We start from the raw sequence: 21,505 nt of genomic DNA on the forward strand, positions 1-21,505 counted from the left end.
CTCTTCAAAAGGAAAGGGGCTTGACCTTTTTTAACCCTCTCCCTTGGAGGGGGCAGGGTGAGGCCAAACACAGAAGGGAAATTTTTTAATGCCAGATATAATTCAGCTTTTACCGGATGCCGTTGCCAACCAGATAGCCGCGGGCGAAGTGGTACAGCGCCCGGCATCAGCAGTAAAGGAATTGATAGAGAACGCGATAGATGCCGGTGCTGATAAGATCCAGCTGATATTAAAGGATGCGGGCAAATCACTGATACAGGTTATAGATAATGGCTGCGGTATGAGCCTTACAGACGCGCGCATGTGTTTTGAGCGCCATGCCACATCCAAGATACGCAAGGCCGAAGACCTTTTTGCCATACGTACCATGGGCTTCAGGGGCGAGGCTATGGCATCGATAGCGGCTATTGCCCAGGTAGAACTGAAAACGCGCCGCCATGAGGATGAATTGGGTACCTGTATCATCATTGAAGGCTCGGAAGTGATAACCCAGGAAGCTTGCTCGGCTAACTTCGGTACATCCATCTGTATCAAAAATCTTTTTTACAATACCCCTGCACGCCGTAACTTTTTAAAAAGTAACCCGGTTGAAATGCGCCATATTATCGACGAGTTTCAGCGTGTGGCGCTGGCAAACCCGCAGGTGTTTTTAACCCTGCACCACGATGGGCAGGAGGTGTACCACTTGCCGGCATCGGCCCTTAAACAGCGCATTGTGCACTTGTTTGGCAATAATTACAACCAGCGCCTGGTGCCGGTAGAAGAAGAAACCACTATTATAAACCTGCGTGGTTTTGTAGGCAAACCCGAGTTTGCACGTAAAACGCGTGGTGAGCAGTTCTTTTTTGTGAACAACCGTTTTATTAAAGATGCTTACCTGAACCATGCGGTGCTTACGGCGTTCCAGGAGTTGCTGCCCGACGAAACCTATCCGCTCTATGTACTTTTTATAGATATCGACCCGGCTAAAATTGATATCAACGTACACCCCACAAAAACCGAAATAAAGTACCAAGACGAGAAATCCATTTATGCCATTATCCGTTCGGCGGTAAAACGGTCGCTGGGGAAATATAATATTACCCCTACGCTTGATTTTGACCAGGAGAACAGCATCGGTCACCTGATAACGCCAAAACCCTTTGAGGAAATAGTGCAGCCAAGTATTGCGTTCAACCCGGATTTTAACCCCTTTGCCAACGAGAAAAAAGCAAGCGAACGCGAGATACCATTTTTGCGCGACACCAATAACCACCATACCGCTATACCCCGTAACTGGGATACCCTTTACGAGATAAGCAAGAAGGAAGATGCCCTGCAGCACCAGATACACGAGGAAAAAAGCATCCCGGTTAATGAGCAGGAAATTACAAAAAGCAGCGAGAAGCAATTCTTTCAGGTACATAACAGGTTTATCCTGTCGCAGATAAAATCAGGCTTTATGCTGATAAACCAGCAAGCGGCGCATGAGCGTATCTTGTACGAGCGTTTTTTGCAGCAACTGCAAAACCATAGCGGGGTTAGTCAGCAGAGTTTATTTCCGCAGTCGGTTACACTAAACAGCAGCGATTTTGAGTTATTGAGAGAACTGTTACCTGATATACGCGCGCTTGGGTTTGATATTCGCGAGTTTGGCCGCAATACCGTTGTGGTAGAAGGCATACCGGCAGATATACGTGATGCCAGCGAACACCAGATGCTTGAACAACTGCTGGAAGGGTTTAAAAACAACCTTTCGATTTTAAAGTTAGATAAGCGCGATAACCTTGCGCGATCGCTGGCACGTAACGCCGCGCTAAAAGGAGGCGTAAAGCTATCAATGGAAGAAATGAACCAACTGGTAGATCAGCTTTTTGCCTGCCAGATGCCAAACCTGGCGCTAAATGGCAAGCCTGTAATTAGTACCTTTACGCTTACCGAATTAGCAGAACGATTTGAAAAATAATAACGCTTAAACCATTATACCATATAAAATGCAGTCACCTTTTGCCAATATGCCCCCGGTTGTTAAAAACCTGTTGATCATAAATATTATATTTTTTATTGCCACATATGCGTTAGGAAGACTGGTGAACCTTGACCAGTTGCTTGCTGTTTATTACCCTAATTCACCATTATTCCGTCCGTGGCAGGTAATTACTTATATGTTTATGCATGGCGGGTTCTCGCATATATTTTTCAATATGTTCGCGCTGGTTATGTTTGGGCCAATGCTTGAGTATACTTTAGGCTCTAAAAAGTTCTTCAATTACTATTTTATAACCGGTATAGGCGGTTTTGTATTGTATATGGTAGTGCAGGCTATGCAGGTTTATGCAATAGCCGGAGCTGTTACCATACCGCACCCCGAACTGGAAAGCTCATATTTTATGTTTGGCGGCGGGCAAGAGCAGGCGCAAGCCCTTTATAATTTATATCACATACCCATGTTAGGGGCATCGGGCGCTGTATTCGGCATTTTAGTTGGTTTCGGCATGCTTTTTCCAAATATGGAAATGCTGATCATGTTCATCCCTATACCCGTTAAGGCAAAGTATGTTGTTATTGGTTATGTTGCCATTGAATTATTCTCCGGTGTAGGCCGTTTTGCCGGCGATAATGTAGCACACTTCGCCCATCTTGGCGGCGCGTTGTTTGGCTTTTTGCTGATAAAAATTTGGAAGATAAGGCGCCCCAACAATTTTTATTAAAGGCCGTTTATAAGTATATTATAACTATCATGAACACCCTTTGGAAAGATATTCAGTATAAGCTTTTAAGGTCTGGCAATAAAATCAGCCTGCTTATCGGGATAAATGTGTTTATGTTTTTGCTGATCAACATCAGCGCAGTTGTTGAACAGTTATTCAGAGGGTTTGGTAACAGCGCCATTTTAGCGTTAAGCAACGAATATTTGTTACTGCCGGCTTACCTGCCCAAGTTGCTCTATCGTTTCTGGACTCCCTTCACCTACATGTTTATGCATGCAGGGGTGCTGCATATTCTGTTTAATATGCTATGGCTGTATTGGATGGGGCAGATATTTGAAGAGTACCTGGGCAATAAACGTACCATTGGCCTATATATACTCGGAGGGCTTTCGGGCGGTTTATTGTTTATTGCCTGCTATAATATTCTTCCGGCTTTTACCAGCATAAACGCGGCGGCCGGCGGGCCTTTGGTTGGTGCGTCTGCAAGTGTAATGGCCATTATTATTGCCACGGCAACCCTGCTGCCCAATTACACGATATCGTTAATTTTAATAGGGCCCGTAAAATTAAAATGGATAGCCGTATTTTATGTTATAATTGATTTTTTGGGCATTGCCGGCGCCAATGCAGGCGGCGAAATAGCGCATCTTGGCGGCGCGTTATTTGGTTTTATCTACATAAAGCAGCTGCAGCGCGGCAGCGATTGGTTGGGCGGTATCAATAAGCTATTCAAACCCAAACCTAAAATGAAGGTGGTTAGCCATAACGGTAACCAGCGAAGGTCGGGCGGTGCGCCTAAACAGGAAGAAATTGACCGTATACTGGATAAGATCTCGGTGAACGGTTACGATAGCCTTAGTAAACAGGAGAAAGAAACACTTTTTAGAGCAAGCAACAACAATGAAGGCTAAAAAAAGCAAATTACCCTTTATTGATAAAGTTTTTCTGTGGATAAATTACTTGCTGTGCCTTGCCTTGCTGCTAAGCTACCTGGCGCCCTATGTGGATCCGCGAAAGTTTTGGCCTATCGCTTTTTTTGGCCTGGCTTACCCGCCCATGCTTTTGGTAAACGTATTGATAATGTTTTACTGGCTTGTTCGTAAAAGCTGGTACATTGGCTTATCGCTTATAACCATACTTATTGGCTGGAATGTTTTAACCAGTAATATTGGCATGCGGCTGCCTGCGGGTGCAAGCCAAACAACCCCACAAAAGCAATTGCGTTTAATGACGTACAATGTGCATAATTTTAAACGCTATGGCGAAAAAAACGATATCTCGACCAAACACGAGATCCTGGACCTGGTAGGTCAGGAGCAACCGGATATCATTGGCATACAGGAGTTTTTTACCCGTAAAAAAGGGCAATACGATATGATAGACTCGGTTATGCGGATAATGCGGGCTAAAAACTATTATTTTGAGCCTACCATGACCAGCGCCGGAGAAGCTATTGGCATGGCTATATTCTCTAAATATCCTATAAAGGCTTACGGACTTGTGCAGCTGGCGGCAAAAAGCAGCGGTAACCAGTGTGTATTTGTTGATGTGGAAAAGGATGGCGGGGTGTTTCGCATGTACAGCGTTCACCTGCAATCCATTCGTTTCGACCCCCAGGATTATAAGTACCTTGGCAACCTGTCGTCAAAAGGAAAGACAGATATCGGTGCAACCAAACGCGTTGGCTGGAAATTGAAAACAGCTTTTCAAAAGCGCGCCGAGCAGGTATTTATTATTAAAGACCATGCAAAAAAATGCCCGTATCCGTATATCATATCGGGCGATTTTAATGACACCCCCTCATCCTTTGCGGTAAACCAAATGGCTAAAGGGTTAAAAAATGCCTTCCGTTTTAAGGGGGCGGGGCTGGGGCGCACTTACAATGGCGCTTTCCCAAATTACCAGATAGATTATGTAATGGCCAGCCCGCAGTTTGATGTGTGGGAATACAAGATCATCGAAAAAAAATTGTCAGACCATTATCCTTTAAGCACTGTCCTGGTATTAAAATAACGCCATCCAAATTAAACTCCACATCTAAAATTGTAAGTTTGCGCACATGGAACAAAAATTATTTGTTTACAACACTTTAACACGTAAAAAAGAGGAGTTTATCCCGCTTAATGCAGGCCACGTGGGCATGTATGTTTGCGGCCCCACCGTATATAGCGATGTGCATATAGGCAACTGCCGCACGTTTATCAGCTTCGACCTTATTTTCAGATACCTTTTGCACCTGGGCTATAAGGTGCGCTATGTACGTAATATTACAGATGCTGGCCACCTTGAAGGCGATAGCGACGAGGGGGAAGACAAAGTTTCGAAAAAGGCCAAAATAGCCCAGTTGGAGCCGATGGAAATTGTACAAAAGTACACGGTTGATTTTCATCATGTAATGCAGGTATTTAACGCGCTGCCCCCAAGTATAGAGCCGACAGCCACCGGGCATATTATTGAACAGATAGAACTTGTAAAGGATATCCTGGCAAAAGGATATGCCTATGAAGTTGACGGATCGGTTTACTTTGATGTAGAAAAATATAATCAAACCCAGGATTACGGAATATTAAATGGCCGGAAGCTGGAGGATATGCTGAATAACACCCGCAGCCTGGGCGGCCAGAATGAGAAACACGGTAAGCTTGATTTTGCGTTGTGGATAAAAGCCAAGCCCGAGCATTTAATGAAGTGGCCGTCGCCATGGGGCATGGGCTTTCCCGGCTGGCATTTAGAGTGCTCGGCCATGAGCAACAAGTACCTGGGGCAGCAGTTTGATATTCATGGCGGCGGTATCGACCTTATGCCTACCCACCATACTAACGAGATAGCTCAAAATGTAGCTTGCTGCGGCAAAAATCCGGCATCGTACTGGCTGCATACCAATATGCTTACTACCAACGGGCAAAAGATGTCAAAATCGTTAGGCAATAGCTTTTTGCCGCACGAATTGTTCTTAGGCGCGCATCCTTTGTTAAAAAAAGGCTACAGCCCCATGACGGTAAGGTTCTTTTTTATGCAGGCCAGTTACCGCAGCACCGTTGATTTTAGTAACGAAGCCATAGAGGCCGCAGAGATATTCTATAAAAAGCTTGCTGAAACGGCTAAAAAGCTGGCTGCATTGCAGTATGCGGATAACGATACAAAGGATGAAGAAGCAGAGCAGGCAATTATTAATTTCTGCGAAGATTGCTATCGCAGTATGAACGACAATTTTAATTCGCCAAAGACGTTAGAAGCATTGAACAATCTGTCTAAATGGATCAACACCTTTTCGGGTAACCTCAAAAAGGTCGGCTCGATATCAGAGGACACATTTAACAGGATGAAGAAAACATATAACGATTTCTTTTTTGATGTTTTAGGCCTTAAGCATGAAGATAGCGATAGCGGAGCCACTGATGACCTGATGAACCTGATCATAAAGCTGCGTAACGAAGCCAAAGCGAACAAGGACTATGCAACATCAGATAAGATAAGGGAAGGGCTTAAAAATATCGGGTTTCAGTTAAACGATAACAAACAAGGCACTACCGATTGGATCCGGATATAACCATCATTACCTTATTGTAGGGATAAGGTGAGGGGCCGATGGATAAGAATTTAAAACAATTTAGCCCGGGCACGCTTTATGTTTCAGTTAAAATAATATTAAATTGCCCAACCAAAACAATACTATCACCATTATGAAAAGAACATTATTAGCTGCTATTATATTATCAGGATTCAGTTTTTCGGCCATGTCGCAAACGAGGGTCGAGGTTGGCTCAGTTGTGAACGCCGAAGAGAATTTTAATAAATTAGTTGAGCGTAAAGGCATAAAGGACGGCTTTTTAGCAGTTGCTGATGTAGAAGGTATTGTTTTCAGGCCTAACGCTGTTAAAATAACCGAGTTTTATAATAGTATTGATAAGCAACCGGGCAAGCTTAGCTGGCAGCCAAAATTTGCGCGCATATCTGCCAACGGGGACCTTGGCTTTACAGCCGGGCCTTATGTTTACCAAAATGGTAAAAACGAGGAGGATAAGGTTTATGGCGATTACGTTTCGGTATGGCGTTTAGATACTGATGGTAAATTTAAACTGCTGATAGACCTGGGCATTCAGCATCCCGAACCGGAGCGCGACGCCGTGATAGATTTTAAGGAGCCTGATCTTACCAAGCAAAAAGCTGCGAGCAAAGACCCATTTGCGGGTAAGAATATATTAACCGCTACCGACAAAACCTTTAACCACTCGCTTTCGCTGTCGACATTGGCGGCATATAAAGAATTTTTAAGCGCCGAGGCGCGATATTACTTCCCCGGTTTTGAACCTATTACGGGTACAGATAAAATATTGAAGTTTTTAGATAACGAAGGCATCAGCATATCAGCCGAAACGGTGAACGTAGGCCGTTCAACCAGTAACGACCTGGCATACACCTATGGTACCGCCCGTATAAAAAAAGGGAATATCGTTAACAATTACAACTATGTGCGTATCTGGGAAATAGACGCCAACTTTAGGTGGAATATGTTACTTGAGGTGTTCTCTACCGTTGAAAATTAACTTTGATTTCGGAGCTCGGATATTCGATTTCGGATTTAACCCAGGCCCATCAAAAATTTTAGGAGTTAAGAAAGGAGTTCCCTCCCTTTAGGACTTGGAACTTAGAATTTAGGATTTCCCTATCAGGGTTAAAACAGCTGCTCTATAATATCATTTGCAGATAGCCCTTCGGCTTCGGCGTGATAGCTACGTACTATACGGTGGCTTAATATAGGTTTTGCCACAGCTTGTACATCCTCAATATCCGGCGAATATTTACCGTTAAGCACTGCGTGGCATTTGGCCCCCAGTATTAAAAATTGCGATGCGCGCGGGCCTGCACCCCAGTTTAACAAACGCTTTATCTGCGGGCTTGCAAACTCGCTGTTGGGGCGTGTTTTTGAAACCAGCTTAACCGCATATTCCAAAACATTATCGCTAACCGGTATATTGCGTACCAGTTGCTGAAAATAAATGATCTGTTCGGCGTTTAATTGCTTGTTAACGCTAACCTGCGATGTGCTGGTGGTGTTTTTTACTACCTGCAATTCTTCTGCAAACGAGGGGTAATTTAACGCCACATTAAACATAAAGCGGTCTAATTGCGCTTCGGGAAGCGGGTAAGTGCCCTCCTGCTCAATCGGGTTTTGCGTAGCCAGTACAAAAAAAGGTTTGGCAAGCTTGTGGGTAACGCCGGCGGCTGTAACGCATTTTTCCTGCATGGCTTCTAATAAAGCTGCCTGCGTTTTTGGCGGCGTGCGGTTTATTTCATCGGCAAGTATAATGTTCGAGAACACCGGCCCGCGTATAAATTTAAAGTTACGGTCTTCGCCCAATATCTCCGAGCCGATAATGTCAGATGGCATCAGATCGGGGGTGAATTGTATCCGCTTAAAGTCGAGGTCTAAAACTTGTGCAACAGTTTGCACCAGTAGGGTTTTTGCCAGGCCGGGTACGCCAACAAGCAGGCAATGCCCGTTGCTGAATATAGATATCAGTACAAACTTAATTACTTCGTCCTGGCCCACAATAACTTTACTTATTTCGGCACGGATTTGCCCATAAGCGTTCTGCAGTGCATCAGCAGCCTCAACATCCGAGCGGTATTGCATATTTTATTCGGTTTTGGCTTGCGCTGTTGTTTCGTCAGATACCCATCCTTTTAGCGGCGGGCACCCCTGGTATTCAGGATCTATTTTTATAAAGGTTTCCTTACGGCGTTTTGCAAACCATTCGGATATGGTGCGCGAAAGCTTTTGGTTAGTGGCATCTTCCTTTAGTTTAGCAAAATCCTGCTCAAGGTTGGCTTTATGGGCGTTAGTCACCGATTTTAAATACAGTATTTTATAGCTTTGCTTACCGGTTTGCGGGTCGTTAAATAAGGCCGGTTTTGAAACAGATCCCACCTTCATGGTATCGGTTATCAGCGCAACCTGCGGATCCAGTTTATCTGTCGGGATATAGGTTGAGCGTGTTTGAACGTTCTCGGCGTTCAGCAGCATTCCGCCGTTATATTTTGTTTCTTTATCGTCAGAGTAATAAGCTGCCGCACTCGAAAAATCCAAGTTTTTTGCTTTTAACATCAAATTATAAACGCTGTCGGCAGTAGCCTTCGCCCTGTTTAAGCTTGCCTGCGTAACAGCCGGTATAACCAGTATGTGGCGCACATGCACCTGCTCTCCGCGGCGTTCTATCACCTGTAAAAAGTGAAACCCATGCTCCGTTTCAAACACCGGGGATATCTCGCCTGTTTTTAATTTAAAAGCCTGGGCGGTAAATTCCTTTACCATTACCGTGCGGTCAAAAAATCCAAGGTCGCCGCCCTCAGGCGCAGAGCCCGGGTCTTGCGAATACAACCTGGCCAGGTTAGCAAAGTCTTCACCTTTTTTTACCCGTGCCCTTAACTCTTCGGCCTTTTGTTTATAAAATTCTTTTTCTTCCTTATTTAATTTTGGCTGAAATACGATCTCGCCAACCTCAACCTCTTTATTATAAGTTGGCAGGCTGTCTTTAGACAGTTTTTCAAAATAGTCCTTAACGTCCTGTGGTGTTGTATTCACCTTTTCGGTGATCTGGGAGCGCATACGCTGCGCAATAAGCGACTCCTTGATATCCGGGCGAAGCTCATCTTTGTATTGAATTACCGAACGGCCCAAGAACTGTTCTAACTTATCCTGGCTGCCCGCACGCTGTATAAAACTGCGCATACGGCGGTCAACCTCACTGTCAACTTCTTCGTCTTTTACCTGTACGCTATCAATAACAGCTTGTTGCGCAAGCAGTTTTTGGGTCAGTTGGTTTTGCAGTATTAGGCATTTAATGCTTGGGTTGGGTTGCTGGCCGCTTACCAGGTATTGCGCATATTGCAGCTCGATGTCTGATTGCAGAATGATACCACTGCCCACAACCGCAGCAATTTTATCAAGGGTGTGTACCTGGGCCTGAGCGAATGACAGAAATATAAAAGAAGTGAAGATGGACAGTCCGATTTTTCTCATGTAATTGTTAAACTAATATCACGGATAATTATCCGGTAAATTGCAAATTTCGGTAAAATTTATTAATAATAAATGTATAATTAAGCCGTACTACGAATATGCTTATAATGCTTCAACAGGAATAGGTATTTTTGGTTAAAATATGTTAAATATGAAAATTGACAATCCGCAGGCCTTCCGTTTTATAATGCAGGATGAAATTTACCTGCTGGATAAAGATAAGGGTGGAAACCCTGCCCGTATGGCGGTAACGCCTGCTTCCACCGGGGTTCCTGAGATAATAACAGTAGCCGAAACGCCCGCCACCGAAGCTAACCCCAATAAAGAACAAGTTACAGAGCCCGGCATCCCTGTTGTTAAAGCCATGCAGGAACCCCCGCCACATACACAGCAAACGAGCGGTCGCGGGTTTAATTATCTGGGAAAGAACAAAAAGAATTTTTTAATACTGGTTAATTATCCCACCCAGGAGCATATTGCCGCCGACCATCTTGCTGCGTTGGAGAACATATTAAAACGCAAAGAATTATTACTTGATGATGTAGCCATATTAAATGTAAACCCCTACGCCGCCGTTAACCTTACTGACCTTGCCGCCTGCTTTGCCCCAACCAGGCTGGTTATAATGGGCAAAGATTCGTTGCCGGCAGGCATAGGCACACTGCCATTTAACCAACCCCTTCAGGGAAAAAAAACGCACGTGCTGTATAGCTTCAGTTTTGACGAAATGATGAGCAGTAACGAGAATAAAAAGACCTTTTGGGAACACATGAAAAAATTGTAAAATGGAGCAACTGGTTTTTGCAACAAATAATACCCATAAATTAGAAGAAGTGCAGGCTATGGCCGGTAATAAAATAAAATTACTGAGCCTTAACGATATTGGCTGCTATGATGATATTGCCGAAACCGGTTCAACGTTTAACGAGAATGCATCTTTAAAAAGCCATTACATCTATGATCGGTATAAACTTAATTGCTTTGGCGACGACAGCGGGCTGGAGATAAATGCCCTTGGCAACCAGCCGGGGATATACTCGGCGCGTTACGCTGGTACCCATGGCAACCATGAGGCCAATATCGACAAAGTGCTAAACAAACTGCACGGGCTTACCGATCGTAGCGCCAGGTTTCGTACGGTAATTTCTTTGATGTGGAATGGTGCCGAGTATTTTTTTGAGGGCGTGGTGGAAGGTAGCATCCGAAAGGAACGCAGCGGCACTGCCGGCTTTGGTTACGACCCTATCTTTCAGCCCGATGGTTATGATATTACCTTCGCAGAAATGAGCATGGACGAAAAAAACCGCATCAGCCACCGTAGCCGCGCGGTTGATCTGCTCGTCGCGTTTTTGAAGAATGAGCTTTAGGTCTTTTAGACATTTGTTCAATCTTATTTTTTAAGATTTACTTCTGTAACGGCTGTACGGCGGGTTGCCGTGTAAACTATACCATTCACTATCTCGTACCCGGTAGATACACTTTGCGAATATCGTTTCAATATGATGCCGGTGTTATTGTCTATCAATATTGAGCCATTGATCCTGCTATTTAAGTTTTGGCCAAGGATGGAAGTTTTATAGGTGATGGTGATAGTTCGCCCGTTAACGGCGTATACAGTATATGTAGTTGTTTTTGATGGTGTATTATCTGTCCATGAATAGCCTTTTTTTAGCGAAGGGTTAACAGCGAAGTTGGCCATGAATTGTAATATCGCCCCGGGCACAAGGCGCTCAAGTTGTAAGCCGGTAAATGATAACAGAGTATCATTCACAGTAGCGGCGCGTTTTACATTAAATATTTCGCCTTTGTTATTTACCGTAATTGTAGGGGATGTTTTTGCTATTTTCTGCAGGTTTACCTGGATATCTGAGGCCGGATCGGCTGGTTTTTCTGAATGATATATCATGGTCTGGTCCATAGCATTAATAGTATCTGTCAGTTTGTCTGTTGTGATGATCATGGTGGCCCCGTTTTCAGAAGCATCGGTTACCTTATAGGTTTTTGCCACAATGGAAGACGAACTGACGTGCAGGCTTTGCCCGCCTCGTTGCATTACACAGTTAGATCTGGTGAGTACCTGTCGTTGAAATTCATCCCCCTTTTTGAACCTCACCTGTGCGCACGCGGTGTTACTGATATGAGCTAACAGTATAATTAGCAGCCAGTTTGATTTTATTAGCGCGGCTCTCATCGTTAGTGTTTTTGTTGGGTACTATACTGATAATAAAACACTTGTATGATGGGGTCATCAGGAATGGGCCACGGGATAAGGCCATTGCCGGCAGGCAGCGACAGTGGGCTGGGGGTTACTATGTCGGGCATCAATAAAATCGCCCGTTGCGTGGAATTTGCACCAGATGATACCGGCTGTTTTGGCGCAGGCGGCATTTGAGGCTCTTCCGGCATTGGTACTTCTATTGTAGCAGGCACCGCCGCGTCCTGTAAGCTTAGCTGGGGCAACGGTGGCATATCCGGTGCAACAGGTAGCGGGATGTCTGCCGAAGCAGCTATAGTGCTGGTGGCTGCCGGCTGGTCGGGATTATTTACCGCAGGTGATACCCTTGATATTGCAGCTAACACCGGCGATTTTACGGGCGATACTAATGGCAATGCCACGCCGGGGATATCGATCAGGATCAGTGAGACAGATTGCTCTGTTCCGCTTTTGCCGGTGGTGGTGCCTTTTGTTATAGTGCCAGGTGGCAAAGGCGGCGGTACACGCCAGTCTGATAAATTACCACGCTGGGCTAAAGCGGGGGTTACCGAACCCGTAATGGCCAGCAACAGCAAGATAAGCACAGGCAGCGATACTGGCCGCCTGTTGTTGTTTGTTGCTATGCGAGGGTATGTTGTTTTCATCTCTATCTGTTTACAGAAAGCGGATAACTTATACTGAATGTAGAATTTGGTTTATTTGATGAATATCTTGTTACATTGTCTATACCTATACCAATAGCCAAAGGGCTATGTAACGGTTTGATACCAAGCGAAAAGCCCAAATTTATACCCGACCATTCAGTAATAAAATTAACTTTTTTTATCAGTTCGTAGGATATACTTCCAAATATTGCCGTCCCGTGCGCGCCTCTGCCCGCTTTTATATCATCCGGGCTTTTATGATAAAAGCGCCCGTTGCCAATACCGATGGTATAAGTAAGTTTTGAGCTGCCCGGCGTTGCAGAGGGCAGGCTTTGTATGGCATGGCTAAAAGCAAAATAAAAGGTTGACCCCGGCGCATCAGACTGAATTTTGCTTGCAAATAACTGTAAGCCGCCAACAGCGATGCTGCTGCCTGTAAATATCTGCCTGCTTACCACAATATTTCCGGAAAAATCACTGCTTGTTGAAACGTCCGCAGAGTTGATCCCAACAGCAACGTTTACAATCTTTTGAGGATCTCCGACGCAGAATCCTGCAAATGTTATCAGATCACCTGTTTTTGTATAGGCTTGAGGGTAAACTCCCCCTATGCCTCCAAATATGTATGTGCCAAAACCGCCCCATCCTGAGGGTGATATCAGGTTTTGTAGTACATCATTGGGCAAAAGTTCATCTCTCAAATTTTTGGTAGTGCCCTGGCTCAATAGTGAATCCAACCCTGTCTGCAATTTACGTTCAAATGTACTTTGTGCGTATACTGAACCTGACCAAGCGAGGCTTAAAAAAGCGATCATAGCAAATGTTTTTGGTCTGTAATGCATCTGTTCAGTACTATAGCAAACTCTTCTTTTTAACAGGTAATAGTGGCAAATTAATTCATGTATCCGTAGCGGCCATTTCTGAGCCATCACATCATTAGTAAAGCTACACTTTTATCATCGCTCAAAAAATACCAACCACTTTGTATTGCCTGCTCTTTCCGCTCTCTCTAAAATTGTTCTGTCTGAAAAACAGTGGACTAAGTTATCCGGTGCATTGGGGTGCGTAGTCTTTACTGTCTATCTCAAATTAAATTATTATGAAATATCTGGAGTATTTAACCTATGCTGTCCCTGTTGTTTTTATGGTATTGTCGCGCCTGTCCCTGCTTCGGTACAAAAAGCTTAAAGATAGTGGCAGGGTACCCGAAATTGTTTGTGCCAGACAAAAGCAAAACCTATTTCTTTTTTTGGCGATAACAACTGCGATGATAATAGTTATTATTCAACTGCAGCTATTTGATTTTTAATAATACGCTGCCTGGGCACGTCGCCCTGTAGTTTTAGGGCGGCAGGCGGCGGGCATGGAGCGGCGCGAGTATATTTGATAGGATCATTTTATAATTATTATCTTTAACAGGGAACCACTATCCGGATATGAAATATCTCTTTTGTTTTTTCCTGTTGTTAACTGCGGTTGAATGTTTAGGTCAAAATATTGATAGTTTAAATAAAATTGTGCTGGGCAATGCGCCGGTTCAAAAGCGGCTAAATGCTGCTATAAAGGGTTCCGGGCATCCGTCTGTAAAAAACGCTAACGATGTACTAACCATTGCAAAACCCGGGCTGCGCCTTGCTGTAAGGTCGGGCAATAAGCCCGCTGTTTCCCTGTTGTCGGTGAGCATGGGTAAGGCTTATTATTTTTTAACACGTTATGATTCGGCGGCATATTATTATGACGCTGCAGCCAATGTTTCGGACAAGTCCCTTAAAGAAAATGTTTTGCCTTACAATTATGCGGAGCTGGCAAAAGCCTACGCCCTGCAAAAGAATTACGATAAAGCGATAGAGCTTTATAACAAGGCGATACTATATGCACCTGTAACGGGGCCGCGGCGCCTGCCCATGGCTGCTCTTAATAAAATAGGTGAACTGTATGAAGCTAAACGCGATTACCAAAATGCTTTAAATTATTTCAGACGGGCTTACGATATCAGCGACTCGTTAGATCTTGTGGAAAGAACAAAGAAAAATACATCTGAAGCTTATAGCCGCGACTTTATTGGTGATGTGATGGAAGGTATGAGGCACAAGACGAGTTCGGTAGAGGACATTTTAAAGGCCATCGATACAAAAAAAGCTATTAACGATACGCTGGCGCTTACCATAAATTATTTTAACCTGGGCATATTATATAAAAGCAAGCAGCAATATGGCCGGGCACTGGAAGCATTGCAGGAGTGTTTGCAATATGCTACTAACATATATTATACAGAGATGCAGGGGAGTGTGCTGAACGAGTTAACAGACCTTTATGAGCAGGTGGGCAACCACCGTCAGGCGCTGGTTTATTTAAAGAAGCGCATAGCATTGAGTACCCCGGGGAGCAACCATATTTCAAAAACAATGGACGAGTTGCAAACCAAGTATGAGATAACGCAGCGCGAAGATCAGGTGCTGCGGCAACAATTTGAAATTACCAAGCGCAACTACTGGGTGGCCGGTATAGCTGTTGTTGCCATGCTGATGTTTTTAACAGGCTATATATATTATAAACAAACACGGTTAAGGCAGCGCAATATTGCCATGCAGGCTATTATTGCTACTGAAGAGAGCGAACGAAAACGGATAGCCCAGGACCTTCATGATGGCGTGAGCCAAACCATGACTGCTGCCAAGATGAGCCTGAGAGCTATTGCAAATGAGATGCCTTTTGTAAACGATGAACAGCAAAAACGGTTAGAGAAAGCGATCAGCCTGGTTGACGAAGGTTTCAGGGAGGTAAGAACCATATCGCATAACATGATGCCGTGGGCGCTTAATGAAACCGGCCTGGCCACGGTTATTAAACAATTTATATCTAACATCGAAAACCAGGCAATTACTATCAACTTTTTTTGCAAAGGATTTGATCAGCCATTTAATGATACAGTTGAAATTATTTTGTACCGGGTGTTGCAGGAAAGCTTACATAATGTAATGAAACATGCCAGTGCCAGCCGGATTGATATATCATTGATAAAAGATGAGCAAGGCAATATCAGTTTAACCATTGAAGACAACGGAAAAGGATTTGACGCCGCCCGCCCCGAAACATACCAGGGGATGGGCCTTAATAACCTGCGATCGCGTATAATTTTTTTGAAAGGGAAAGTCGAACTATCTTCTAAAATAGGTCAGGGCACGCTGGTTTCTGTTTATGTACCGGCGTAGCGGTGTTACAGATTATACTGCAATATAAACTTGGTCAACTCAACCGGGTTTTTCAAACTCAACTTTTGCATAATGTTCTTACGGTGGGTCTCGACAGTGTAAATACTTAAGTTAAGATGATCGGCCATTTGCCGGTTTGTATAATCCTGCTTAATGAATTGTAGTAGTTCCAACTCTCTTTTTGTGAGTTGAAATTGTTTTAAAAAAGGGTCTGGTTCATCAAATGTTGAATTTACTGCGGGTATTTTATTAGGGAAAGACGCCCGTCCCTGGGAGACCGACTGGATCAGATTGAGTAATTCATCTTTCTCGGCATTTTTAAAAACGTAGCCATCAGCTCCGTAGCTCTTAGCTTTTTCGATCAGGTATTCTTCATTGTATGTAGAAAGCATGACGACCTTGATTTTTGGATAGCAATCTTTTATTTTTTTAAGCGCTTCAAAGCCATTGATACCCGGCATGTTAATATCCAGCAGTATCACCTGGGGCGTTTGAGTTTGCAGTATACTTAATAGTTCGCGCCCATTGCCCGCGATAGCTGTGATCTGGATATCCGGCTCATTTTCCAATAACATACGAAGCCCGTTTATAAAAAGGGTGTGGTCATCTGCTATGATAACTGATATCTTTTGGGCGATAGGGGTTTCCATCTTTCAATAATGTAAAGTTAAACTTTATCACCTCCATAAAAAATACAAACTGCTTTGTATTGTGTGGCTTAGCGCGGCGACATAACATTGTGTTACCAACAATTAACACAGTCGCCATACACAAAACCGAACCTATTGCCGATGAAAAAGCTAATTACCACACTCGCCGCAATGCTGTTTTGCCTTACGGTGCTTGCTCAACAAAGCGCCGCGCAAATAACTTACAACAGGCATGCCTTGAATCTCCGGGAACAGGACGAACTTTACAGGGACGCGCTGAAAAATGACCACGTGACGCCCGGTTTTGTTTCGCCCGTGTCTGTACAATTGCTGTTGGGCAGCCAGGGTGTAGGTGCGGATATTAAATACGGATTTTTGCCCAGGTTGTCGGGCCGGGTCGGTTTTGGAATAATCCCGGTGAATGCCGGCCGTAATTTTCACTTCTCCTCGTTCAAGGTTCATGGCCAACTTACCTCACGCTTCTCCAACTTGCATTTACTGGCTGATTATTCACCATTCGCAACGCAAAGTATCCGGGTAGTAGGCGGGGCATCATACCTGATAAAGGGAAACGCCAATGTAATAATATCGCCAACCGGCGGATACCATATAGGTAGTAGGTCGGTAACCAAAGATCAATTAGGCGCCATATACGCCAATGCCTACTGGAAGGGACTGGCGCCCTACCTGGGTATAGCCTTATTCAGGGACTTTCCAGACAAGGTCTTTAACGTCAATTTAGATATTGGCAGTTACTATCTGTCAAGCCCCGCCACGTCATTTACCGGCACAGAGCTTTTGTCTGATAATGACGATAACGCTAAACAATTTAACAAAAATATGAGCGGCTACCGCTGGCTGCCGGTTGTTCAGGTCAATTTTAATTTCAGGCTTAAATAAACTATCACAAATGAAAACACATACAAAATCCAACGATCAGGAAATATCGCGAAGGATAATTATAGGGTTATCTTCTATCGCGGTGTTGCTTACCGTAACCTTACTTATACTATCGGTAGGTGGTTGCAAGAAACCAAATGAAGACATAAAGCTAAACGTGAACGAAAGCTCGCTTACAAAGGCACCGGTATTAGTGCATTTCGCCAATGCGAATGTAAATTCAATGAACCAGCCGCTGGACTTTGACGTAGAGATAACCGGTAAGGATGCCGCACTGGTACAAATGGACGGCGGCGCTACTTCTGGTTTTAAAGCCTCACATGGTTTCCTGCCATTGTCGTTATTACGCGAGGCTTCACCATCGGCAACTTCGCCGGTAACTTTTAATGTTTCGGCGCAGATACCGGGTTTTGCACCGCTGGTGCAAACCATTACCATTACAAAAGATACAGCAACCATTGTGGATATCGGTGCTATCGAGTATGCTCATCCACCAAAAGGTACGGCTGTGCTTACAGCGGTATCGCCATTGTCAAACGGTGTTTCAAACGGTGCCACGCTGAATTTGCAGGCGGGCGCCGGCATGGTAGAGACCGCGCAAATAAACATACAGCCCGGCACCCAAATGCTCGACCAGAATAATATGACTATAAATGCGGGTCAGTTGTCATCAAACATTGTTAATTACAGCGCCACCTCTACAACCTCCTACGGGGCTTTTCCGGGCGGCTTCAGCCCCACAAACGTGGTAGATGCAACCGGGAAACAGGTAAACGGGGGATACCCGATCAACTTCGTATCGGCGGGCCTGCTATCCATTAAAATGACAGCCGGGGGCACCCAGGTAAGGCATTTTTCAAAACCATTAAAAGTAACGATGAAGCTTGACCCACATACTACAAACTTTGTTACCGGTAAAGATATCAAAGCCGGAGACACTGTACCATTATGGAGCCTCACTGAAGAAACCGGGCAATGGAAAAGCGAAGGCGATGTAACCATAACAGCAGATGGATCTGGTAACCTGGTGGCCATTTTTGAAACTTCACATCTTTGCTGTTTTAACCTCGATTGGAGCTGGGCAATAACCGGACGCCCCTACGGCACTTGTTTTAGCCCGTTAACTGTACGTATACATTGCGGCGCCGGTAACAGCGGTATTTACGACGTTACCATTTGTACGCCAAACAATCAATACCTGGCGGGCGCCCATGGCGAATATGTGCACGATGGAGACGTGGTCGTTTTCCCTTCTGTACCAAACATTGAGCAATGCAAAGTAGTGATAAGTGGTTTTAACCTTTATCTTAACCCCGGCCTGCCTATACTTGCCCAGAGTCAGTTATTCAATCCATGCAGCCAGGGTGCTATTGATCTTACATTCGGTACCCCACCGGCCAACCCTACATTTGTTAACGTAAACTTCAATATTCAAGGTCATTGCAGTAACAAAGCTATCAACTTGCTGCCTTCGGGGTGGTTCTTTCTTTACGATGCCGGCGCTGCAAAGATCAACCAAAACCCATGGACGTACATATATGTAAGCAAAGGTGTTATCAAATATGCATTTGGTACGGGTATAACAGGCGGTGGCGGCAGCTATCACATCCAACTTTTTGCCGGCGACCAGTATTACATGTACACCTATAATAGTTTTGAATGGTATGAATCAGCCCTCTTTACTATGGCTGCGCGTAATTTTGATTTTCCCTCGCATAACGGCATCACCGGTACAGCTATTTATGATGTACCCAGTAACTCCCTGAATATAAACGTCAAGTTCAGTGTACACTGTCGTTAAGCATACTTATCAAATTTATATAGGTATAAGCCCTTTAACTACGCGGTTTCCTATTTCTATTAAATGGATGTCACTATCGGGTCTTTATTTTTTTATTTCGTATTTGCAAACTGGATTCACGCGTAACACGATAGCTCTTAGGTAAGTAATAGTATTAACAAAAAAGCCTGCTACGATAGTTCGTAGCAGGCTTTTATCAGTAGCGGGGAGCAGGATCGAACTGCCGACCTTAGGGTTATGAATCCTACGCTCTAACCATCTGAGCTACCCCGCCGGGTTATATTCTCTGCTGAATATCAGTCTTTATATCGTTAGCCGCATCCGGCATTATTCAGCTTCCAAACCTGTTAACGGTTTTGTTAACGGTCGCCCTTTCGGGCGTGGAGCGCAAAGGTAACAAACAATGGCATAAATTTACAATATTTTTCACTTTTGTATTTAACTGGGTGGATAAGGGATGGGTTTGTTTGTGATCGATAGAAGTTCATAAATCCGCTAATTTAATTAATGCTAAAAGTATTTTAAAGTCATTTATTTTTACATTTATGTAAATCTTATTGACATGAATATCTCTGAATTTATTTCGCAATATAAAAATCATCCTGTTTTATTCATAGGAACGGGGTTTAGTTTACGCTATCTGCGAAATTCTTACACATGGGATGGTTTACTTGCTAAAATCGCTTTCGATCTTAAAGGCAACAACGAATATTACCTTGATATAAAAGCTTCCAGCGAAGAAAATGGGAAATATAAATTCGAAATGATTTCGAGTAAACTTGAAATGGAATTTAATCGTCAGTTACAGGAGGAGCGAAACGGCAAATTCAAAGATATTAACGACATCTTCTATGAAAACATGGCAAAGGGAGTTAATTTAAGCCGATTTAAAATTTATATAAGTCAAATATTTTCAACGCTTGATTTTAGACCTGAAAAAGCAGATGAATTATCTGAACTCAAAAAGATCAGAAAAAATATAAGTTCTATTATCACAACAAATTACGATAATCTTATAGAACAGACATTTGAATTTAATAAATTGATAGGCAATGATATACTTTTAAGCAATCCTTATGGGTCTGTATACAAAATACATGGATGCCGTACATTGCCAGGAAAGCTTATTATTACAACAGAAGATTATCAAATTTTTTTTCAAAAGTATGAATTAATAAGAGCGCAATTGTTATCGCTGTTCATTCACAATCCAATTATTTTTTTTGGATATAGTATTGGTGATGAAAATATTAAGAGTATTTTGAAAACAATCTTTACATACATAGAACCAAATTCCGAACAAGCAAAAAAAATCAGGGCGAATTTCTTGCTCGTAGAATACGATTCAGGCTCGATGTCTAACGAAATTGTTGAGCATGATATTGACATGGAAGGGTTTAGCACAATAAGAATAAACAAAATTAGGACCGATAATTTTTCCGCAATTTATAACTCGATATCAAGTCTGCAATTACCTATTTCTGCGATGGATGTGAGAAAGGTGCAGGCGGTAGTGAAAGAAATATACTCTGGCGGAAATATTGCAGTGAAAATTACTGAAGACCTCGATCTGCTGGGAAATGCGGCAAAAATATTGGCCATTGGGACAGACCGTACAATAAAATATGATTACTTAACGAGTTCTGAAACTTTAGCTAATTATTTCAAATTAATTGATGAAGCTAATTCGCAGACGGTGGGATTAATCGACAAATACGTTATACCGAAGACCCAATATTTTCCGATTTATGGATTTAATCTAATCAATGCCAACTTAACATCAGCCGCTGCTTTAAAAGAAAATCAGAAAATCAAAATTCAAGGATATTTGGCAGATGTTCCCGCTGCTTGTCAAACACTCCACGCTACAGTACAAGGAATTTTAGATGATAATTCGGTGCCTAAAAGTTCAAAAAGCAGAGCAATCTTTTGGTCTATAATGAATGATAAGGTTAGCATAGAAGACACAGAAAAATATTTACGGGATTATAATAACAAAAAAAATACTGAATTTAAAAGAATGCTATCCGCTTACGATTTTAAGAAATTTAGTAAAGAATAATGGAAGTTACCTGTTTTGAGGATCGCGCTTTTTTTGCAATGATCGATAAGGTTGAAGCTTATATCGACAGCAAAAAGCCTAAACAATCACAAGACGACAAATGGGTTTCCGGCGAGGAAGCCATGAAGATGTTACGCATCATCAGCAAAACCACGGTGCAGAAATTCCGTGACGAAGGAAAATTCCCTATAGCAGCCCGAGAAAAAAATTATCCTATACGATGCCGACAGCATCAGGGATTTCATTGAGGATTTTACTTATGAAACTTTTTAGCTATGCAGGAAGAATTAGACACATCGCCTGAATA

General features: G+C 43.4%; 19 protein-coding genes and 1 tRNA gene. 13 read left to right on the forward strand and 7 right to left on the reverse strand.

Going from position 1 to position 21,505, the window contains the following annotated elements; all coding sequences use genetic code 11:
* The first annotated feature begins 88 nt into the window (after nt 1–88).
* From mutL to GWR56_RS07795, 6 genes are all read left to right on the forward strand, one after another.
* Nucleotides 89–1,945: a DNA mismatch repair endonuclease MutL gene (mutL, locus tag GWR56_RS07770; protein ID WP_162430558.1), complete on the forward strand. Its 1,857-nt coding sequence runs from the start codon at nt 89–91 to the stop codon at nt 1,943–1,945.
* Nucleotides 1,946–1,973: 28 nt separating this feature from the next.
* A complete protein-coding gene (locus GWR56_RS07775) occupies nt 1,974–2,690 on the forward strand; it encodes a rhomboid family intramembrane serine protease (protein WP_162430559.1) in 717 nt (238 codons plus the stop codon).
* 29 nt (nt 2,691–2,719) lie between these two features.
* On the forward strand, nt 2,720–3,601 hold the full coding sequence (locus tag GWR56_RS07780; RefSeq protein ID WP_162430560.1) for a rhomboid family intramembrane serine protease: 882 nt from the start codon (nt 2,720–2,722) through the stop codon (nt 3,599–3,601).
* Nucleotides 3,591–4,703: an endonuclease/exonuclease/phosphatase family protein gene (locus GWR56_RS07785; protein ID WP_162430561.1), complete on the forward strand. Its 1,113-nt coding sequence runs from the start codon at nt 3,591–3,593 to the stop codon at nt 4,701–4,703. Before GWR56_RS07780 ends, GWR56_RS07785 begins: the two co-directional genes overlap by 11 nt.
* Nucleotides 4,704–4,749: 46 nt before the next feature.
* Nucleotides 4,750–6,240, forward strand: a complete 1,491-nt coding sequence (gene cysS, locus GWR56_RS07790) for a cysteine--tRNA ligase (protein ID WP_162430562.1) — start codon at nt 4,750–4,752, stop codon at nt 6,238–6,240.
* Between the two features lie 133 nt (nt 6,241–6,373).
* On the forward strand, nt 6,374–7,237 hold the full coding sequence (locus tag GWR56_RS07795) for a DUF4440 domain-containing protein (protein ID WP_162430563.1): 864 nt from the start codon (nt 6,374–6,376) through the stop codon (nt 7,235–7,237).
* A gap of 128 nt (nt 7,238–7,365) precedes the next feature.
* Here the strand turns inward: GWR56_RS07795 and GWR56_RS07800 are convergent, their stop codons facing one another.
* Nucleotides 7,366–8,328: a MoxR family ATPase gene (locus tag GWR56_RS07800; RefSeq protein WP_162430564.1), complete on the reverse strand. Its 963-nt coding sequence runs from the start codon at nt 8,326–8,328 to the stop codon at nt 7,366–7,368.
* Nucleotides 8,329–8,331: 3 nt separating this feature from the next.
* Nucleotides 8,332–9,714 carry a peptidylprolyl isomerase gene (locus GWR56_RS07805; RefSeq protein ID WP_162430565.1) on the reverse strand — a complete coding sequence of 461 codons (1,383 nt, stop codon included), beginning with the start codon at nt 9,712–9,714 and terminating at the stop codon, nt 8,332–8,334.
* Between the two features lie 151 nt (nt 9,715–9,865).
* Between GWR56_RS07805 and GWR56_RS07810 the strand changes: the two genes are divergently transcribed.
* Nucleotides 9,866–10,498, forward strand: a complete 633-nt coding sequence (locus GWR56_RS07810) for a hypothetical protein (RefSeq protein ID WP_162430566.1) — start codon at nt 9,866–9,868, stop codon at nt 10,496–10,498.
* A 1-nt stretch (nt 10,499) separates the two neighbouring features.
* On the forward strand, nt 10,500–11,081 hold the full coding sequence (locus tag GWR56_RS07815; protein WP_162430567.1) for a non-canonical purine NTP diphosphatase: 582 nt from the start codon (nt 10,500–10,502) through the stop codon (nt 11,079–11,081).
* Between the two features lie 23 nt (nt 11,082–11,104).
* Here GWR56_RS07815 and GWR56_RS07820 read toward each other — a convergent pair whose 3' ends face one another.
* From GWR56_RS07820 to GWR56_RS07830, 3 genes are read right to left on the reverse strand one after another with little or no spacing between them, the layout of a single operon-like run.
* The gene (locus GWR56_RS07820) at nt 11,105–11,905 is read right to left on the reverse strand and encodes a hypothetical protein (RefSeq protein WP_162430568.1); all 801 of its coding nucleotides are present in this window, start codon (nt 11,903–11,905) and stop codon (nt 11,105–11,107) included.
* A gap of 2 nt (nt 11,906–11,907) precedes the next feature.
* Nucleotides 11,908–12,573: a hypothetical protein gene (locus GWR56_RS07825; RefSeq protein WP_162430569.1), complete on the reverse strand. Its 666-nt coding sequence runs from the start codon at nt 12,571–12,573 to the stop codon at nt 11,908–11,910.
* A gap of 2 nt (nt 12,574–12,575) precedes the next feature.
* Nucleotides 12,576–13,310: a hypothetical protein gene (locus tag GWR56_RS07830; protein WP_162430570.1), complete on the reverse strand. Its 735-nt coding sequence runs from the start codon at nt 13,308–13,310 to the stop codon at nt 12,576–12,578.
* A 699-nt stretch (nt 13,311–14,009) separates the two neighbouring features.
* Here GWR56_RS07830 and GWR56_RS07835 point away from each other — a divergent pair.
* Nucleotides 14,010–15,785 (forward strand): tetratricopeptide repeat protein, encoded by a 1,776-nt coding sequence (locus GWR56_RS07835; RefSeq protein WP_162430571.1) that lies wholly within the window; start codon nt 14,010–14,012, stop codon nt 15,783–15,785.
* Nucleotides 15,786–15,790: 5 nt separating this feature from the next.
* Here the strand turns inward: GWR56_RS07835 and GWR56_RS07840 are convergent, their stop codons facing one another.
* On the reverse strand, nt 15,791–16,435 hold the full coding sequence (locus tag GWR56_RS07840; RefSeq protein ID WP_162430572.1) for a response regulator transcription factor: 645 nt from the start codon (nt 16,433–16,435) through the stop codon (nt 15,791–15,793).
* A gap of 141 nt (nt 16,436–16,576) precedes the next feature.
* On the opposite strand from GWR56_RS07840, the gene GWR56_RS07845 reads away from it, so the two are divergent.
* Nucleotides 16,577–17,335, forward strand: a complete 759-nt coding sequence (locus GWR56_RS07845; protein WP_162430573.1) for a hypothetical protein — start codon at nt 16,577–16,579, stop codon at nt 17,333–17,335.
* A gap of 10 nt (nt 17,336–17,345) precedes the next feature.
* Entirely contained in the window at nt 17,346–19,136 is a 1,791-nt protein-coding gene (locus GWR56_RS07850) for a hypothetical protein (protein ID WP_162430574.1), read from the forward strand.
* 200 nt (nt 19,137–19,336) lie between these two features.
* Here the strand turns inward: GWR56_RS07850 and GWR56_RS07855 are convergent.
* A tRNA-Met gene (locus tag GWR56_RS07855) sits at nt 19,337–19,410 on the reverse strand.
* A gap of 288 nt (nt 19,411–19,698) precedes the next feature.
* Here GWR56_RS07855 and GWR56_RS07860 point away from each other — a divergent pair.
* On the forward strand, nt 19,699–21,198 hold the full coding sequence (locus tag GWR56_RS07860; RefSeq protein WP_162430575.1) for an SIR2 family protein: 1,500 nt from the start codon (nt 19,699–19,701) through the stop codon (nt 21,196–21,198).
* Nucleotides 21,198–21,446 (forward strand): helix-turn-helix domain-containing protein, encoded by a 249-nt coding sequence (locus tag GWR56_RS07865; RefSeq protein ID WP_238395330.1) that lies wholly within the window; start codon nt 21,198–21,200, stop codon nt 21,444–21,446. The genes GWR56_RS07860 and GWR56_RS07865 overlap by 1 nt, the downstream gene beginning before the upstream one ends.
* Nucleotides 21,447–21,505 lie beyond the last annotated feature (59 nt).

Origin of the sequence: Mucilaginibacter sp. 14171R-50 (assembly GCF_010093045.1) — a bacterium.
In the GTDB taxonomy this organism is placed as follows: Bacteria; Bacteroidota; Bacteroidia; order Sphingobacteriales; family Sphingobacteriaceae; genus Mucilaginibacter.

Bases quoted from the DNA above. Each gene is read 5' to 3' on its own strand.
- GWR56_RS07850 (WP_162430574.1), top strand. From the start codon at position 17,346: ATGAAAACACATACAAAATCCAACGATCAGGAAATATCGCGAAGGATA.
- GWR56_RS07845 (WP_162430573.1), top strand. From the start codon at position 16,577: ATGAAAAAGCTAATTACCACACTCGCCGCAATGCTGTTTTGCCTTACG.
- GWR56_RS07785 (WP_162430561.1), top strand. From the start codon at position 3,591: ATGAAGGCTAAAAAAAGCAAATTACCCTTTATTGATAAAGTTTTTCTG.
- GWR56_RS07805 (WP_162430565.1), bottom strand. From the start codon at position 9,714: ATGAGAAAAATCGGACTGTCCATCTTCACTTCTTTTATATTTCTGTCA.
- mutL (WP_162430558.1), top strand. From the start codon at position 89: ATGCCAGATATAATTCAGCTTTTACCGGATGCCGTTGCCAACCAGATA.
- GWR56_RS07810 (WP_162430566.1), top strand. From the start codon at position 9,866: ATGAAAATTGACAATCCGCAGGCCTTCCGTTTTATAATGCAGGATGAA.
- GWR56_RS07795 (WP_162430563.1), top strand. From the start codon at position 6,374: ATGAAAAGAACATTATTAGCTGCTATTATATTATCAGGATTCAGTTTT.
- GWR56_RS07775 (WP_162430559.1), top strand. From the start codon at position 1,974: ATGCAGTCACCTTTTGCCAATATGCCCCCGGTTGTTAAAAACCTGTTG.
- GWR56_RS07840 (WP_162430572.1), bottom strand. From the start codon at position 16,435: ATGGAAACCCCTATCGCCCAAAAGATATCAGTTATCATAGCAGATGAC.
- GWR56_RS07860 (WP_162430575.1), top strand. From the start codon at position 19,699: ATGAATATCTCTGAATTTATTTCGCAATATAAAAATCATCCTGTTTTA.
- GWR56_RS07820 (WP_162430568.1), bottom strand. From the start codon at position 11,905: ATGAGAGCCGCGCTAATAAAATCAAACTGGCTGCTAATTATACTGTTA.
- GWR56_RS07780 (WP_162430560.1), top strand. From the start codon at position 2,720: ATGAACACCCTTTGGAAAGATATTCAGTATAAGCTTTTAAGGTCTGGC.
- GWR56_RS07825 (WP_162430569.1), bottom strand. From the start codon at position 12,573: ATGAAAACAACATACCCTCGCATAGCAACAAACAACAACAGGCGGCCA.
- GWR56_RS07800 (WP_162430564.1), bottom strand. From the start codon at position 8,328: ATGCAATACCGCTCGGATGTTGAGGCTGCTGATGCACTGCAGAACGCT.
- cysS (WP_162430562.1), top strand. From the start codon at position 4,750: ATGGAACAAAAATTATTTGTTTACAACACTTTAACACGTAAAAAAGAG.
- GWR56_RS07865 (WP_238395330.1), top strand. From the start codon at position 21,198: ATGGAAGTTACCTGTTTTGAGGATCGCGCTTTTTTTGCAATGATCGAT.
- GWR56_RS07815 (WP_162430567.1), top strand. From the start codon at position 10,500: ATGGAGCAACTGGTTTTTGCAACAAATAATACCCATAAATTAGAAGAA.
- GWR56_RS07835 (WP_162430571.1), top strand. From the start codon at position 14,010: ATGAAATATCTCTTTTGTTTTTTCCTGTTGTTAACTGCGGTTGAATGT.